Annotated in this window: 13 protein-coding genes; 4 read left to right on the forward strand and 9 right to left on the reverse strand. The window is 36.7% G+C overall.

Annotated features, from left to right (window positions below; translation table 11 throughout):
- Window positions 1-20: 20 nt before the first annotated feature.
- From HQN62_RS14080 to HQN62_RS14110, 7 genes are all read right to left on the reverse strand, one after another.
- Window positions 21-902 carry an ORF6N domain-containing protein gene (locus tag HQN62_RS14080; RefSeq protein WP_100844392.1) on the reverse strand — a complete coding sequence of 294 codons (882 nt, stop codon included), beginning with the start codon at window positions 900-902 and terminating at the stop codon, window positions 21-23.
- Window positions 902-2,989, reverse strand: a complete 2,088-nt coding sequence (locus HQN62_RS14085; protein WP_173504849.1) for a type IA DNA topoisomerase — start codon at window positions 2,987-2,989, stop codon at window positions 902-904. The genes HQN62_RS14080 and HQN62_RS14085 overlap by 1 nt, the downstream gene beginning before the upstream one ends.
- Before the next feature lie 61 nt (window positions 2,990-3,050).
- Complete coding sequence (locus HQN62_RS14090; protein ID WP_173504850.1) at window positions 3,051-3,494, reverse strand: hypothetical protein; 444 nt, start codon at window positions 3,492-3,494, stop codon at window positions 3,051-3,053.
- 68 nt (window positions 3,495-3,562) lie between these two features.
- Window positions 3,563-5,014 carry a DUF3945 domain-containing protein gene (locus HQN62_RS14095; RefSeq protein WP_173504851.1) on the reverse strand — a complete coding sequence of 484 codons (1,452 nt, stop codon included), beginning with the start codon at window positions 5,012-5,014 and terminating at the stop codon, window positions 3,563-3,565.
- Window positions 5,015-5,097: 83 nt separating this feature from the next.
- Complete coding sequence (locus HQN62_RS14100; RefSeq protein WP_173504852.1) at window positions 5,098-5,406, reverse strand: helix-turn-helix domain-containing protein; 309 nt, start codon at window positions 5,404-5,406, stop codon at window positions 5,098-5,100.
- A 414-nt stretch (window positions 5,407-5,820) separates the two neighbouring features.
- A complete protein-coding gene (locus tag HQN62_RS14105; protein WP_173504853.1) occupies window positions 5,821-6,654 on the reverse strand; it encodes an RteC domain-containing protein in 834 nt (277 codons plus the stop codon).
- A 32-nt stretch (window positions 6,655-6,686) separates the two neighbouring features.
- Complete coding sequence (locus HQN62_RS14110; protein WP_173504854.1) at window positions 6,687-9,116, reverse strand: bifunctional aminotransferase class I/II-fold pyridoxal phosphate-dependent enzyme/GNAT family N-acetyltransferase; 2,430 nt, start codon at window positions 9,114-9,116, stop codon at window positions 6,687-6,689.
- A 218-nt stretch (window positions 9,117-9,334) separates the two neighbouring features.
- Here HQN62_RS14110 and HQN62_RS14115 point away from each other — a divergent pair, with 218 nt between their 5' ends.
- From HQN62_RS14115 to HQN62_RS14130, 4 genes are all read left to right on the forward strand, one after another.
- Window positions 9,335-9,718, forward strand: a complete 384-nt coding sequence (locus tag HQN62_RS14115) for a DUF7793 family protein (protein ID WP_100844387.1) — start codon at window positions 9,335-9,337, stop codon at window positions 9,716-9,718.
- Between the two features lie 32 nt (window positions 9,719-9,750).
- On the forward strand, window positions 9,751-10,668 hold the full coding sequence (locus HQN62_RS14120; protein WP_173504855.1) for a helix-turn-helix domain-containing protein: 918 nt from the start codon (window positions 9,751-9,753) through the stop codon (window positions 10,666-10,668).
- A gap of 112 nt (window positions 10,669-10,780) precedes the next feature.
- Window positions 10,781-12,259, forward strand: coding sequence for a DoxX family protein (locus HQN62_RS14125; RefSeq protein WP_173504856.1), 1,479 nt, complete (start codon window positions 10,781-10,783; stop codon window positions 12,257-12,259).
- A gap of 106 nt (window positions 12,260-12,365) precedes the next feature.
- The gene (locus tag HQN62_RS14130) at window positions 12,366-12,632 is read left to right on the forward strand and encodes a hypothetical protein (RefSeq protein WP_024981674.1); all 267 of its coding nucleotides are present in this window, start codon (window positions 12,366-12,368) and stop codon (window positions 12,630-12,632) included.
- A gap of 69 nt (window positions 12,633-12,701) precedes the next feature.
- On the opposite strand, the gene HQN62_RS14135 is transcribed toward HQN62_RS14130, so the two are convergent.
- Together HQN62_RS14135 and HQN62_RS14140 are read right to left on the reverse strand one after the other, a co-directional pair.
- Window positions 12,702-15,353: an alpha/beta hydrolase family protein gene (locus HQN62_RS14135; RefSeq protein WP_173504857.1), complete on the reverse strand. Its 2,652-nt coding sequence runs from the start codon at window positions 15,351-15,353 to the stop codon at window positions 12,702-12,704.
- A gap of 7 nt (window positions 15,354-15,360) precedes the next feature.
- Window positions 15,361-16,779, reverse strand: a complete 1,419-nt coding sequence (locus tag HQN62_RS14140; RefSeq protein ID WP_173504858.1) for a RagB/SusD family nutrient uptake outer membrane protein — start codon at window positions 16,777-16,779, stop codon at window positions 15,361-15,363.
- Between the last annotated feature and the right edge of the window lie 10 nt (window positions 16,780-16,789).

A 16,789-nucleotide genomic window follows, 5' to 3' on the forward strand; every position in this document is an offset into this window, starting at 1 on the left:
TATTTTTATTTAGAATTTTGCTAAATGGCTAAAATTTGGAGCATCCTGCCAACCTCAATATCCATTCTCGAAAATGCAAACCATTTTTTACCCAGATCTTTTAATGATGCTCCTATGTGGTAGAGTTCAGTATTATCAATTATGAGAAAACGGTCATGGACATCCGAAAAAACCTCAACTTCAATCAGGGGATATTGACTGTTATATCGTTGCACATCTAGCCGTAACTGATTACTTATGCTTTTAGTATAGATTGTTGCGGTAACATCACTATTTCTCTTACCCAACAAGGTTAGCACAGTATCGTCTACATAATTATCAATAAGGATAATGGAACTTTGGGCACTGCGGATAATATCGGAAACAAAAGCATAGGCATCAAAAATTTGCCCATTATAGAAAATGCCCTTTTCACTGTACAACTTTCCGCTTTCCAGTGCCTTAAAGATTTCTTCAAATTTCTGGTCTGCATCTATCTGTTTCAGTTCAATCTTATCCAGTCGATGAAACAAGGCTGCGTTATTAACAAGTATCTTGCGCATTTCCACAAAGGCATTCATTATCTCGATGCTTACTTTTATGGCAATATTGCTACGGAGTACAGCTGAAAGCATCGCAATTCCTTGTTCGGAAAAAACATAAGGCAGATAACGTCTTCCCCCGTAATTCAAACTTGAGGTCACAAATTGTGACCTCAAGTTAATTGCATCAAATTCATCCTGTGTCAATTGAAAACAAAAGGATTCAGGAAAGCGGTCTGTATTACGCTTTACAGTCTGATTAAAGACTTTGGTTTCTACCTGATAAATCCTTGCGAGATCACTGTCGAGCATAACCTGTTGTCCTCTTATAGTATAAATGCGGTTCTCAATTTCCGGACGGGTAATGATAGAATCACTCATTATTTCTTCGGAAGTTTAGATTTTTCAAATTCAAAAGAGCTTTCGGCTTTCTCATTCAATACGATATAAGCATCGAATTTCTTTCCGGCTTTGCTTTTCATTCCTTTAATGAGAGTAGTTTTTCTTTTGTTAACAAGACTTTCTATATCGGATATACTTATTTGCACACCACACACATTTCGGAATTGTACCCAATTGCAGGCCTCATCAGGACATTTAACAATTTTATCCCTAATAATCAGTTGCCTATTTTTGCATTTGGGACAGTCAAGCATGGCTCGATTTTCTTGTGCGATGGGAGTTTGCAACAATTCATTAGTAATGGATCTAGCATAATTTTCCATTTCTTTTTGGAAAGCTTCCGCATTACTTTCGTTATTTTCTATTTTTTGTAAAGCTAGTTCCCACTCTGCGGTCATCGATACATCGGCTATTTTCTTGTCTTTGATCAGTTCGTACACCTGCAATCCCTTTGCGGTAGGTATAAGGGCTTTCAATTCCCTTTGGATATAATTACGGGTAAACAAGGTTTCAATGATGGCAGCCCTAGTAGCGGGTGTACCTATACCTATGCTTTTTAATGCCTTACGCTCTTCCTCGTTCTCTATTTCCCTTCCGGCAGTTTCCATAGCTGATAAAAGTCCTGCTTCGGTATAAAGCACGGGTGGTCTGGTTTTCTTCTCCAAGACCAAGAAATGTTTGATATTGAGTTCATCATCTTTTTTCAGCTTAGGCAGTTCCTGCATTGGTTCAGCATCATCATCTGAAAAACTGCCTTTAATGGAACGCCAACCTGATTCCAATATCTTACAGCCTTTGAGGACAAAATCATAATGCAAAGCCTGTAAAGTAATATCGGTTATCTCTTTTATACAAGCTTGTGAAATGGCTTCCAGTAGTCGAAAGGCAATCATATTGTAAACAGCATTTTCCTTTGCTGATAATGCCGAAGGGATTTTGTCAGTAATGAGCAGACCATGATGATCGGTAACACGAAGGTCATTAACGATACGTTTATTAAAATGTCCCCATTTCACTTTGGTTACTGCTTGCTTGAAGGTTCCCATATCTTGTAAAGCCCTGATAAGATTAGGGATTTCTGCCCACATATCTTCTGGAATGTATTTACTTCCGGTACGCGGGTAAGTAATAAATTTCTTTTCATACAGACCTTGGGCTATGTTCAGGGTTTCTTCAGCGGTAAGGTTCAACTTAATATTAGCTTCTTTTTGTAAGCCTGTCAGGTCAAACAACAAAGGCGGTTGCTCCGACACATTTTTAGTTTCTACAGCGGTAACCGTAACTATATTACCATTTCTTTCGATGGACTTTAATGTAGCTTCCGTCTGCTTTTTATCTTCCCATTTGTTTTTGGAAAGACTTTTAAAGTCTGTGAACTCTTTTGTATGAGACAACTGTATCTGCCAGTATTGCTGTACCGAAAAATTTCTGTTTTCCAAATAACGCTTGCATATTAAAGCCAGTGTAGGCGTCTGCACTCTTCCGAGCGAATAAATACCATTGCCTGCAACAATGCTCAACGCCTGAGAAGCATTGATACCCACCAGCCAATCAGCACGGCTCCTACCCTGCGCCGCCTGATATAATCTATCAAAATCGCTACCAGGCTTTAGGTTGTCAAAACCCTTTTTGATTGCTTTTTCGGTAAGCGAACTGATCCAAAGGCGTTCAAATGGCTTATTACATTTCAGGTATTCATAGATGTAACGGAATATTAATTCACCCTCACGTCCGGCATCGGTTGCTACGATAATCTTTTCACTACGGTCAATGAGCTGTTCTATTACTTTTAATTGCTTTAATGCTCCTACATCTAGTGTATAGCCTTTGTCTTTTTTGACTTTGCGAACAGTCAGTAAAAAAGGATTGGGCAGTATCGGCAAGGATGATCTCTGAAATCCAGAAATTCCGTAATCTTCCGGCATACCCAATCCTACTAAATGTCCAAAAGCCCAGGTAACATAATAACCGTTACCTGTCAAGTAACCATCCTTCTTTTCGGTGGCTCCCAACAGGCCAGCTATTTCCTTGGCTACACTTGGTTTTTCTGCAATTACTATTTTCATATGTATCTTTTTATTCTATTTGTCACATAAAATACCTTTGGCATTTTAAAATTTCAAGTGACTATATTTTTCTACCACTTGATTTCATTGGTGTCTGTAGCTTTTCCTGTTCAGACAGCAATTGCTTTTGCAATTGTTCTGACTGTAACTCATATTTCTTCAACAATAATCCACCTTCCTTGTAAGGATTATTGATAATAATTTGAATTTCCTTTGCTAATTCAACTGCTTTTGATTCTGGCACAATGAAAAGTTTATAACGAGTTGGATTATGTATATTTGCAAAAAAATCCATAAGAAAGTAGAGAAGAAAATTATCATTCTTATCAAATCTTTTAAACTCTCTATGATTTTCCTTTTTTACTTCTGCCGTTTCATATTCATCATATTTTCCAACTCCCTTCATTCCGTATACTATCTTATCTACTTTATCCATATCTACTAATAATAGTAGATTAGAGATTTTTTCCACAGATTGTTGTCCATCTATTATTAGTTTACTCATAATCAATGCTTTTTAAGTTTATTAAGTAAGGCGGTCCAGAGTTTTTCGCAACGAATGTATTTAGGTGATTACATTTTACGCCCTTTGGATTTGGCAGGTGCTTGAGCTGCTTCCTGTTGTTCCTGTTGTTTTTTGTTGTCCGGATTTGTTTGCCCAGATTTTAAAGGCTCTTTAAGATTCTTGGTCGATTCATTGGTTTTACCATCAGAATTGACCGCCGTCTGCGTTTTATAAGCTTCAGCAGGTTTTCCCTGTTCTTTGATTTTGTTCGGGTTTTGGAAAGAGAAATCTATTTTATTGGTTTCCTTGTTAAAGGTGATGTAACCATTATATTCCTTACCTTTCTTATCTACCAATCCGCTGACATAAACAGTCTGTCCGTCTTTAAATTTCTGATATTGCTCCTTATCCAACTCTTTGTCCCTAAAGGTTTTCGGAGCTTCCTGCGATTGGGCTTGCTGATTACCTTGCATCTGCTTATTGGAGTTACCCCTGTCAAACAGGAACTCTACAAAACGCTTATCGGCATTAAATTGTACGGTTGCATCAAACGCAGTTCCTTTTTTGGAAGTCATTCCTTCGATATAAAGTGGCTTACCCTCCATTAGGGTTTGTTTTTGTACATCATCTAGTTTCACGCCTTTAATCTCATCAGAGATCTTGATTTTATCTGTTCGCAGTGCAACAAGCTCATTGGTAAGCCTGTCCACGCTGACAATGGATGGAATGCTCTCATTCGTTTTTGGATTGGTCAGATTGACCACACGGCCCATATTCCCTGTCTGGAGCAGGTTCTCTTTATCTTCCTTAGTGAACTCGTGACCGAAAAAAGGAAAATTCAGGTTAGGTTCTTTGCGGATACCATGAATGGCAACCACAACCGCCCCTTCATCATTTTGTTGCAGAGACAGCCGTGCATCCATACGGGTAACGGCAGTGCCGAGATTAAGGCTTACTGGTACAAGCTCATTGGTTTTAAAACCTCTCAATAAAGGATCAAGGAGGTTCATCTTTTCGAGTTTTTCTTTACTCAGTCCGAGATTGTTCATTGTTTCCCAGTCAATCTGTTCTGGTTTGTAGCGGTATTCACTTGTCTCTGATGTTGTCTGTGTTGTTTCCATACTATTTTTATTTTCTTGTTTATTATTTTGAACTAGTTCCGTTTTCACTTCGTGTTGCTTCATTAGTTGTTCTCCTTCAGGTGTTGGATAATCTACCTGTTTTTGCATTTCTTTTGCCATATTAATAGCCAATGGTGCAGGAACTTTGAAGAATGTGAAATTGGTAGGATTCTTCAATTGGCTGAAAAAATTAGAGAAGAAATTGGAAAAGAAATCACCCTGCTTATCAACCCGCATAAACTGGTTCTGGTTCTTCTTTGTAGGGTCAACGGTTTCCAGCTTGCCATTTTCATCAATACCCTTTACAGCCTGAATTTTCTTTTTCTCTTTATCCAGCACCAATAATATCTCAGATAATTGTTCGGAAGTTTTTGGTTTATCTAAATTTTGTTCGCTCATAATTTGAATTTTTTTAATTTGATATCGAAAGTAAAAGAGGCTTCTACTGTTTTGTACTAATTGCCATTTATTGGCATTATTTGTCACCCGTTGACTTTTACTTTGGGCATGGAGGCGGTAAAGCTTTCTCTGATGAATTGGTGCACATCTGAGAGCTTATAATAAATTTTTCCACTAATTGTATAATAGGGCAACTTGCCAGAAGAGCGGTAACGCTGAAGTGATCGTGCACTTATCTTCAGCATCTGCAAAATATCCTGATTGTCCAGTAACTCTTCTCCATCAATAATAGCACTTTGATTTTTAGCCCCGTTTACCATTTCCATAAGGATGTCGAACCTCTCGATTATTCGCTCCATCCAAGCCATAAATTCTATTCTGTCAACATTCATAATCAAAAATTTAGGTTCAATACGCAGTATGTAGCAATTCTTCCAGATAGAGGTACTATTTAATATGCTTTTACAAAATTCAGTTGCTTTTTTTGGATTTTATCACAATGGCTTTCGTAGTACTGAAAAAATTTAACATTTAAAATTCTTCAAGCCTTGGTTTTACAGGGGAATTATTCTCTAAAAATGAATGCGCTTATGATTTCTGTTTTAGGTTGATACTCATTAGCCTATTTAGCGGCAATTATTGGATTTTATCCCAATAGCCTTCGTAGTACGAAAAAAATTAACATTTAAAATCTGCAAAAACCTTAATTTTATGGGGAATTATTCTTTGATTGATTCTAGCATAAAAAAAGCAGTATATCCTTTTAAATCAGGATTTACTGCTTGTATATTTTCGTAGTTACGACTTTACTCTTGATCTTCTCTAGACATTTTTTGTTGTAAGTTTAGCGTTAATTCTTCCAAAAATTTTGTCTTGCTACTTTTACGGGCTTTGATTTCGGTATAGGTTTTATAGATATTATCTAATTTGATATTGAAGAAATCTTCAAAGGATGCTGTTATCGTATTAATGTCTGCAGCACCATGATTGATTGTACCATTAGAAAACAATGCATAAATCAATTCTGTTAAAGCTGTTTTTGGTCCTGTCCATACCAATACTTTGTGTTTTTTTTCTTCAAATATTTCGGAATCATCGACTTTTAGTCTTTTTAGTGCTTGTCGGATATAATGAATGAATCGATACATCGCTTTTACTTTTGCCCAAAGCATGTCTTGCGATGTTGAAAATTCAGGAAATTGGTAATAATCAGTCATGGGTGTAAAAGGAAAATTATCCCTATGATTCCTAGTAAAGAATTGATGGTCTAGGTAACAGTATCCTTGTTCCATATAATGCACAAAATCGGCATTTCTGTAAAAGAATTTATTGATTTTTCGCAATTCTTTTTGGAAGAATTGAACTTTATAGGTGTTACCCGCTTTAGGCATTCTTAGTTCACAGGAACGTACTTCTGTAAAATAAATCAATAAGCTCATAGGGACAGGTTTAATGTTTTTGAAAAAATCAATCTCCTCCGGAACGGTGTTGAAATCATTTTTATCCACTATCTCTTTTAAGTTCGTTAATGTTTTATTACACAATACAATTCCATTGCAAGCCTTATTTTGCATCGTTTCGTTTGCATCTAAAATTTCATTGCAGACAGCATTAAATGATTCAATTGCTTTTTCAAACATCTTTTTTAATATTAGTTGTCAATATGCTTTCGTCATTTTGCAATTGATTTGTAATCATTTTGCAAAGTATTCATAAGTTCCATTGCGTAATTGTCTCTTGCCTGAACATAGGCTATTTTTGGAATTACTCTAGCACCTAATTTTCTTTTTTCAAAAGAAGCGGACACTCCAAAATCTATTTTTTGAAACTCTAATGCATTAGCTCTTTTTATAGTTTGAAATAATAATTGCCTGTAGAGTTGGTATTCTTTTGCCCATTTGTAATCCATTCCTATTAATTCTGGGACATAGGTGTGATTGCTGTTTTTGTAGCAAAACATAACACCTGCAAATGGATTTTCGGTATCAGCTTTCAATGTTAACACTATGAACTCCCAGTTGGGGCTTTCATTCATGTTTTCGAAAACTTCTTGAGAATATCGAAATGTATTGATAGCGTAATTATTGTCTTTTACATTGTTGTAGAGTTGATATGCTCTTGCTATTTCTGATTTGCTTAATTGATTTTTTATTGCTACACCATAGCACTTTTCGTAAGGTTCTATCTCTTTATAAAAATGTTTACGGGAACGAATAGATAATGACTCTGCAAACTCTTCATTTGTATGCCAACCTTGGTTTTCAATCACACAGGATTCCGGCATGTCTATTCTAAAATATGCTTGGTCAACTATTGTTTTGTTATAGCTATTGTCTTTTTCAAAATCTCTTAAAACCAACATATCAGCATTTAAGGCATTGTATTTTTCTTCTATATTGTCTAATAAAAGTTTTACTGCTTTCTCCGCTAAAGGATGTTCCTGATTGATAAAGCAGTGTTTACCTTCAGTAAATAAAGATCCCATACTCAAAACTTTTGAGGTTAGATATAAAGGATTGGTTTTTCTTATTTCTTCCAAATGAATAGAGACAGATTCGGTAGCGAGCATATCGTCTTTCCAAAGTCCGTACGTAAAAAAGGTCATAAGTATTATGTTGCCTTCATTGTCTTTAATAGCATAATAATAAAAATCCCATTGGTTTGTTGGGTCAGGATGCTGGCTGAATGTATTCTCTAAATAAACCATTCCTTCCCAATCAAAAATATTTTGCTTACCCATGTATTGATTCCACTCTAATTTCTCAATGTCTTGAATGGTGCTTTTTTCTTCAATAATAAGTTCCTGTTGTTTTAATTCTGAAATCTTTTGAATCCTTCCAATGCCTAATCCAAAAGCCTGTCTTATTTTGTTTTCACTGTTGTTTGTTTCTTCCAACGCTTTAGGGAAATGATATTCCAACGCTTCGGCCAAGGCTGTAATATCTTGTTGCTGATTGTGACTAGATAATGTAATTCTAATCCCGGTATTCTTTATTGGTACAGCAGGATAAATTCCCAAATTCAGAAAAAATCCTTCCTTGAATAAACGTTTCGAAAAATTATAGGCCGTTGCAGGCGTCCCCATTCCCAAAAAGAAAACTGGCGAATCGTTTTTTGAGATTATTGGAAGGTTTCCTAAAGACAACAATTGATTGAAGTGAGCAATTTTATCTGCCAAATCTTTTTGTTTCAATTCTATTTCAGGAGATAAATGGATTTCTGCTGAAGCTATTGCAGCCGCTACAGATGCAGGTTCTAACTGAGCGGAAAAGGTTAACGGTCCGCCGAAATTTTTAATTTTTTCCCGCAGTTTTTGGTTCTTGCAAAATAATGTTGCGCCACTGGCTCCAAATGTTTTGCTTAGTGTACTCACTACAATGCAATTTTCAGGTAGTTCTTTGATCGCGTCAAAAACAAAACCAGTTCCATTTTTGCCTTTCCAACTCATTCCATGGACATCATCAAAATAAAGGTTTAGCTGTGCATACTTTTGGGTTAAAGCCAATAATTCCGGGATATGTGCATAATCCCCAAACATGGAATATACACCATCAGCCATATACCAGATTTTGTTGCACTTGGTACTTAGTTGTTTTATTTTATCTTCCAACATATCCAAATTGCTGTGTCTGATCATTTCTACCGGAATTCCTCGCAGTTTTAAAAGTTGACAAGCATTTTGCACACTCCAGTGGACCTGGTGATCTATTATTACTGCATCCTCATCTCTAATGAGCGTTGGGATAATAGCTAAATGCCCCAATGTACTATTCTTGGTTATAATAGGTGGTATACCATACATTTGTTCGATTTTACTTTCCAATTCACTATATAATGGATGTGAAATATATGATTTTGAAAGGGGAAATTGCGTACCATAATTACGTATGGCTTGAATAGCAGCTTCTTTAAGTCTGTCGTCCTGTTCTAAACCCAGATAACCAGTAGTTCCGAAATGAAACATTTCCTTTCCCTTGATTTGGATTGTCCTGCCCGTTAAAATCTTGTCTTCTGCATATAAGTGCAGTATGCCTTCTTTCTTTGCTTCCGAAAAAACTTCATCCACAGTATCGATAAAGTTATTGTGTCTAATTTTTGCCATTGGTTACTTATTTTTGGTGTTTTTTAAAATAGAGTCATAAATTTCATAAAAAAAATGAAAGTTATTTCAACTACTTCTTCAATACTCCCAAATTGACAAGTCAAATTCCCGAATTAACAACAAATACTGCAAAAAGCAACAAATATTCCCAAATTAACAAGCGCTTGTTAATAAATGTTTATATTTTTGTTAAATTATAAAACTTTAATTCATAGAACATGATTGCAGCCCATGATCTTTATGAGAATGATTTTGCGCGGTTTTGGATAACCGATGGTATTCTTTTTTTTGAATATAAACCCAATACTATTATTGATCTTAAGGTAGCCCAATGTGTTGTAACTGATAGAATTCATTTTCAAAACGAAAAATCTTATCCTATTCTGTGTGATATTCGTGGTATTGTTGCCACCGAGAAATCAGGTAGAGATTATTTGGCACAATCTGGGTCTATATTGACACAAGCCGTTGGTCTTATTGTGCACGAGAAAGTATTGTTGACGATAAGCACTTTTTATGTACAGATTAGTAAACCTTCTGTACCTACTCAAATTTTCACTAAAGAAGAAGATGCTTTAGTTTACCTGAAAGGGTTTATTTAGTTTTTAGAAAGAAAAATTAAGAGTTGAATTTTATGAAAGCGTACAATAAAGAACGTATTGTAACCATTCATCAAATGCTATTTGAGATGGCACGTGGCAATTTTAACAGTCGCATTCCCTTAAGTTCCAATGATGAAGAATTGGAAACGCTTGTTGTTTTAATTAATATGGTTGCGGAAGAAATGAAAGAGTCGATTTTTAATGTCGGCTATGTTAATGCCCATAGAAAACTTCAATTTATAGCTCAAAGTACACTTGTTTTGGACACCTCTTTTTCTATCAAAAGCTTTACTCCTGAAATTGCTTATTTTTTAGGTTATTCGGAATCTGAATTGATAGACCTGCCTTTGGCGGGCATTATTACTCCAGCTTCTTTGCAACAACTTCATGATGTACTCGATGTAAATGTTTCATCGCCTACAACTATTGCTTTAGATTTTACACCTAATGAACATTTGCCTGTTTCTGTTTCCTGTACTATTGGAAGGTTAGTTATTAGTTCGGAAATTATATTAAATTTTGTTACTCCTGCCCGTAAAGATTCTTATCGTCCTTTGATGTACGAAAATGAAAACGAGAAACATAATAAAACTCGAAAGGAAGACGCACTCTTGATTCAAAAACTTTATGACTATATATTGGCACACCTTGAAGAACCGCTTCCATCGCTAAAAGTGCTTTCATCTGAATTTGGTACTAATGAACATAAATTAAAAGATGGCTTTCGTCATTTTTTCAAGACCAGTATTTACCAGTTTTATAATGATGAGCGTTTGAAAAGAGCTTATTTTATGATTGAACACACTACGATACCTTTGAAAAATATATCGGTGATGAATGGCTTTAACGATTATCCCAATTTTTCAAAATCCTTTAAAAAACGATTTGGTTTTTCTCCATATGAAATAAAGCGAAATGAAACCGGTTCTACTTCTATAGTGGAAGATTAAATTTTAGCTTTTCAAACCTTATCCGTTTTGGACAAGTTTTGCTCCCAATAAGACAAGTGTTTTGGCTTTTGAATTCAGAATTTTGCTTTGTAGAACTAAAATCTATGAAGCTATGAGATTTAATATCAAAATACAGAACTTGTTTTTAGAGTTTACTTGTTTGCTCTATATTATACTTTTTGTCTATGCAGCAGTCAGTAAACTATTGGATTTTGAAAACTTTCAGGCTCAGTTGGGACAGTCTCCCCTTTTAAGTCCCTTTGCAGATTTTGTGTCTATTACAGTAATTGTTCTGGAACTGATTATTGCAGTTCTACTGAGTGTCCCTAGATTTAGATATATTGCTTTATGGGCAGCAGTTGCCTTGATGAGTATGTTTACTGCTTATATAGTTATCATACTGCACTTCAGTTATTTTATTCCCTGTTCATGCGGTGGTATTTTGGAAAAGTTAGGATGGAAAGAACATCTTATTTTTAATCTGGCATTCCTGTTTTTGGCAATATTCGCCATTTTATTGCGATCCATGAATAACCGCATTCTGATTCGACTATCCTTATTAGTTTTAGGAAGTGTTTTGGTCATTACAGGATTATTTCTTTTCTCGGAAGACATCATGCAAAAGGAAAACCCTTTTATTAGACGCTTTCCACAAGCGACAGCGGCCAAAGTAGGCAGCATTGATTTAAGAAATACATCTTATTATGTTGCTGGTACTAATAAAAATAAAATTTATTTAGCCAATCGTTTGGCTCCGCTTCAAATTCTTGAAATTGATTCCAATCTAAAAAGCAAAAAGAAATACACCATCCAATTGGACCGTGAGAATTTTAATTTTAAGGCAGTCGAGATTCGGATTAACGCTCCATATTTCTATGTAATTGATGGGACGGTTCCTGTCATTTACAGAGGTTTGATTTCTGATTGGAAAGCCAAAGTAATGATGGAAAAACAATTCTATTTTTCAGATATAGTCTTTATCAATGATAAGCAGCTGGCTTTTAGAACCCAAAAACCTCCAACAGGAGAAAATATTCTGGGGATTGCCAACAACTATGAGAATCCAAAAATCAAATACAATCCACAGGTGTTGCAAAAACAGATGGAAGGAATTTTTGACACCGATGGTACACTACAATATAGCGCCACATTGCATAAACTGATTTACACTTACTACTATCGCAACCAATATATTATTACAAAGGAAAACCTAACCGTTGAGCATCGTGCCAATACCATTGACACTACTACTAAAGCAAAATTGGAAGTGGTAAAAATAAAACAATCCGGGGACATAAAATTAGCAGCACCACCGTATATGGTTAATCGTCACACAACAGTACGGGGTAACTTACTTTTCGTTAATTCCCTGTTACGAGGCAAATATGAAGAGATTGATGTGTGGAAGTATGCTTCTGTAGTTGACGTTTATGATTTGTCAAAACAGACTTATCTTTTGAGTTTTTACGTGTATGATGAAGAAGCGGGGCGAATGAAAAACTTTTTCGCTGGCGATTCAGCGATGTATATCCTCTCGGGACATTATATGCTCAAATACGGATATGGGAAAAGAATCCAATCCAAAATTTAGTACAGTATATGAATATTATTGAAAGATACCGGCCGGTAGCAGGAGTAACGATCGAAAACCTGTAGAAAAGAGTAGATCAAATTCTATTAATTTAAATTTAAATATTATGAAAACAACCATTTTAAGAGCGTTTGTACTGCCTATAGCAGCATTTGCTCTGGCTAGTGCCGGTGCAGTAAGTACTAACACTTCAGAAGTAAGTAAAGCCGATGTATTGATTCCGGCTTTTATTCACAATCCATCAGTGAACGACTGTCAGGAAGTTCCTGATGTTAACTGTGCTCCAGGTAATGGTCCTGCCTGTCTCAGCGGTGGTAATATCGCCTATGGTGGCAGTAAAACTTCTTGTAACCAACAATTGCACCGCAATTAGTAAAATCATTTTTCAATGAAGATAATGCAGTTTTTTTGAAAAACTGCATTATTTTTTTATGTTTATTCCCTATTCCGTTTCTTTTGATACTGCTTTAAATTCAGCTTCCCCTTTCAGCCAATAATCAAACCATTCCATCATTCGCTGACTGAGATTCTTCTGGTTTTTTGGATTCTCTAGCGAATGGTCTTCGTCAGGATAAACAAGCATCTGGGTTGAAACTCCCAATTTTCGAAGTGCCAAATAGTAGGTAATACTCTGATTCCAAGGAACGATTCTGTCGTTTTTTCCGGTCCACAGCAGCAGCGGCGTTCTCACATTTTCCGCATGCATAATGGGAGAGTTATTAACGTATACTTCTTTATCATCGTACAGTGATTTTCCAATACGAAACTGCTGGTTTTCAAATCGCCACATATCTGATTGAAAATAGCCATTCCTGCTGATATTAAAATAAAGGGATATGATGTCACTTATGCCAGCGCCGGAAACAGCGGCCGCAAAAATAGGAGTTTGCGATATGATGAAATTGGTTTCATAGCCGCCAAAGGAATGGCCGTACAAACCGATCTTATCTTTATCCACCAGGCCTTTACCAATAACTGTATTGACTCCAGCTGTCACACAATCAACGGCCGAACTTCCGGGATTACCCATCTGGTAGATGATATCGGGCATCAATACAAAATAACCATTGAGCGCATAATTGGTGACATTAAAACCTTCGGGATTTAAAAACGAGGGGTTAGCATAGTTATACCTGTTTTTAGACATAACATCATAAATTTCCACCACCATTGGGTATTTTTTCGTAGGGTCATAATTGGCAGGATAGAACAGCGCCGCTTTTAGTTTTTGACCTTTACTATTGTAGTAATACAGTAATTCAGATTTTCCAAAAGAATACTCTTTTTGCTGTTTGTTGGACTGAAATAAAATTTTGGAAGCGGTCTGGTTTTTCCGTCTGAATTCCAATCGCGGCGACTGATTGAAAGTTTGAGTCTGGAAGATATAAGCACTGTTTTTACTCTTACGGATTTCATCGATTTTACTGGCTTCATATACTATGGGTTGTTCTTTCGATTTATCATTGTAAATAAAATATCCCGTTGACCAGTTTTCACTATTGGTGGCTTCGAGCAGCAGGTCTTCGGATAGATCAAAAATGGTGGGGTTCCTTCCATCATAGTTACTCTGTGATCGCCAGTCATATTCAATGGGAGTTATCCTGTAAACTAGGTTTTTCTCGTATCCTCTGGTTAATCGCTTACAAGAAGAACCATCGATAGCCACCAGCCAGATATCATTGGCATCATACAATAAAACATTTTTTCCATCATTGGTCCAGCCCGGATTGCCATAGGCTCCAAATTGATGGGGAGCATCAGAAGTATTATAGTTGTCCCAGTGAGTTGTAACTTTTTTAGTCAGGTTGGTATGTGTTTTTTCCACAGGATCATACATCCACCAATTACTTTCCCGATAATACAGTATTCTGTTGCTGAAAGGATCAAAGCCCATCTGGTTCAAATCAACGGATTGCTTTTTCAGTATCAGCTCTTTGGAACCATCCTTTAGATTGGTTAAATAAAAATCCGCTTCTTCATAATATTTCGATTGCAGGCCATAGGAAAACTTATTGTATAAAACAGCATACTGCTGTTGTCCGCTCAGCATGATTGACGGTAGCTCGTCATCGCTGATCTGTAAACACAAACCCGTTTCAGGATACCAGAGAGCTACTTTGGGAATATCGCCCTCAGTCTGCTGCCGTTGTCTGTCTGCATAAAGCCATTTGTCGTTGCCGTGCCAAATTTCAGGCACATCCGGCTTTTCTAAATTAGGATCCTTCTTTTTGGCTAACATAAAAAATACTTTTTTTCCATCGTCGGAAATGGCATATGTAGTCCTTTTAAAAACTTCCATATTCTTTGAATCCGCTTTAGAGGCATAATCCAGTGAGAAGAGCTTTTTATCAGCAATTCTATAATAATTCACGGTAACTTCCTTAGTAGCTGAATCTGTCTCCCGTAAAAAAGCCACCGATTTAGAGTCCTTAGCCCACATCAAGTTAAAAAAGTGACTGCCGTTTACTTTTGAAACAGCAGTATGTGAATAGAGGGTAAAATGAATAATCCCTATCTCGCTATAATCCTTTTGACTCGAAGCATACACAATCGCATCCTTATCTGCATTTAACACATATTCAGAGATACCGTCAATACTGTCAATCACCTTACCATTTGGGTTGCGGATCTGCATCAGGCATTTTTCACCGTAACCTTTATTCAGGGTGATTATATATTGGCCATCCTTTGCCAGCTCATACCGCTTAACATTGTCATAAACCGCAATTTTGCCTGTGGGAAGCTCCATTACTTTTAGTTTTGAATCGGGAGCTAGAAAAGCAAAGAGTTGTTCCCCTCCAAAACGACCCTCATTTCCTTTTGGGAAAACATAGCTTTTATTTTTAGCGATGTTCTGCACAAATAAAGTATCACTGTGGTTTTCGTAACGCATCGCATAACTTGCCCATTTCCCTTGGTCAGAAATGGCTTTTACTTCTAGTGTTCCCCATCTCTGGTAATCGTTCTCGGTTAATGCCTTCTTTTGTTGTACCTGCCCCATACAGGGACAGGACAGTAACAAAAGAAGTGTAGCCAATACTAAACTCAAAATTTCGAAGTCAATTTTTTTTCTTATTATTAGTATTGCTTTCATAATGATTTTAATATCCCGGGTTTTGTGGATTAAGATTTGGATTGGAATTCAATTCAAGAGCAGGTAATGGCCACAAACTATCAGTAGTATTCCATCCCGGTTTGGATACAGATAGTATTTCGTCCAGTTTTCCAGTTCGTTTTAAATCAAAAAAACGTTGCCCAAATTCAGTAAACAATTCAAAACGCCTCTGATTAAGAATATCGGTTTTAATATCCTCGGCTGTCACAGCATTTGTAGGGTTAAGTCCTGCCGTTGTTCTAATCCGATTCAGATCTTCCTTCGAACCAATCAGATCGCCCTGATATACTCTGGCCTCGGCTCGGATCAAATATTGTTCCGCTAAACGAAACACTATGGAATATTCCACTGAACTCGGGGTCGTCGATTGTTGTTTATATTTAGAGGCATGGTACCACGTGGAGACTCCATCAGTTACTTCGGTTGTCCAATGCGTTTTTCTCTGATCACCCTGCTCAAAAGCATTTACAAACTCCGGTTTAAGTCCCACGACCGGTGGTGGACCAGAAGTAAAAATGTACAGACTACCCTCTGCAGTATTACTGTCGGAGGTGTTAGGCATAAATTGCCAGATTGTAGTACTGCTTCCTTTTAGAAAGATTTTATCCAAATCCGTTTCCCAGATATACAGTGGATTATTAATCACAGAAGAGGCGGCATTGGATGCTTCAGGATACATTCCCATATACAAATAAACCCGTGCCAAAAGTGCTGTAGCAGTACTTCGGTTAGGAAGAATGCGCTCAGGCGAAACATAATCCTCTGATAGTAATTCAACAGCTTTGTTCAGGTCCATCAGAATTAGGCTGTAGATTTTATCGGCTGGCATTCTGGACACTTTGCTGTTCAGCAGATAATCCGTTGTGGTGATATAAGGAATATCGCCATAGAGATTTAACAGATAAAAATGAAGCAATGCCCTCACAAAGATAGCTTCCCCTTGCAACTGTTTTTTATTGGCTTCGGCAATGGATATGGAATTATCCAATCCTTCAAGAACTGCATTGGCGCTATAAATCTGGCTGTAACTCTTGTTCCAGATATCGTTTACACCTAGTTCACCAGGAAATAGCGAATTGGTATAAAAATTGCTTACGTCATATGCGTAGTAGTAGTCAAATTCATCGGCGTAGAGGCCAAGATTACAGGAAACACCATTTGAATTTCCATTTAACAAGCCGCCATCTCTCATTTTGGCATACAAACCCGCCATTGCGGCATTAGCAGTTCCTGCATCTTCGAACACGGTTTTGGCTGTCAGTTGTGAAGCAGGAAGATCCACTTCCACAAAGCTGTCGCAGCCAGCTAGTGTTAGACATACCGCTATAAGGAAACAACTATTAGCAGTCAATTCTTTAGCACTTTTATGAAGTAGCTTTTTAAAAATAATAAGTATATATATCATGGCTGTATGT

Source organism: Flavobacterium sp. M31R6, from assembly GCF_013284035.1.
In the GTDB taxonomy this organism is placed as follows: Bacteria; Bacteroidota; Bacteroidia; order Flavobacteriales; family Flavobacteriaceae; genus Flavobacterium.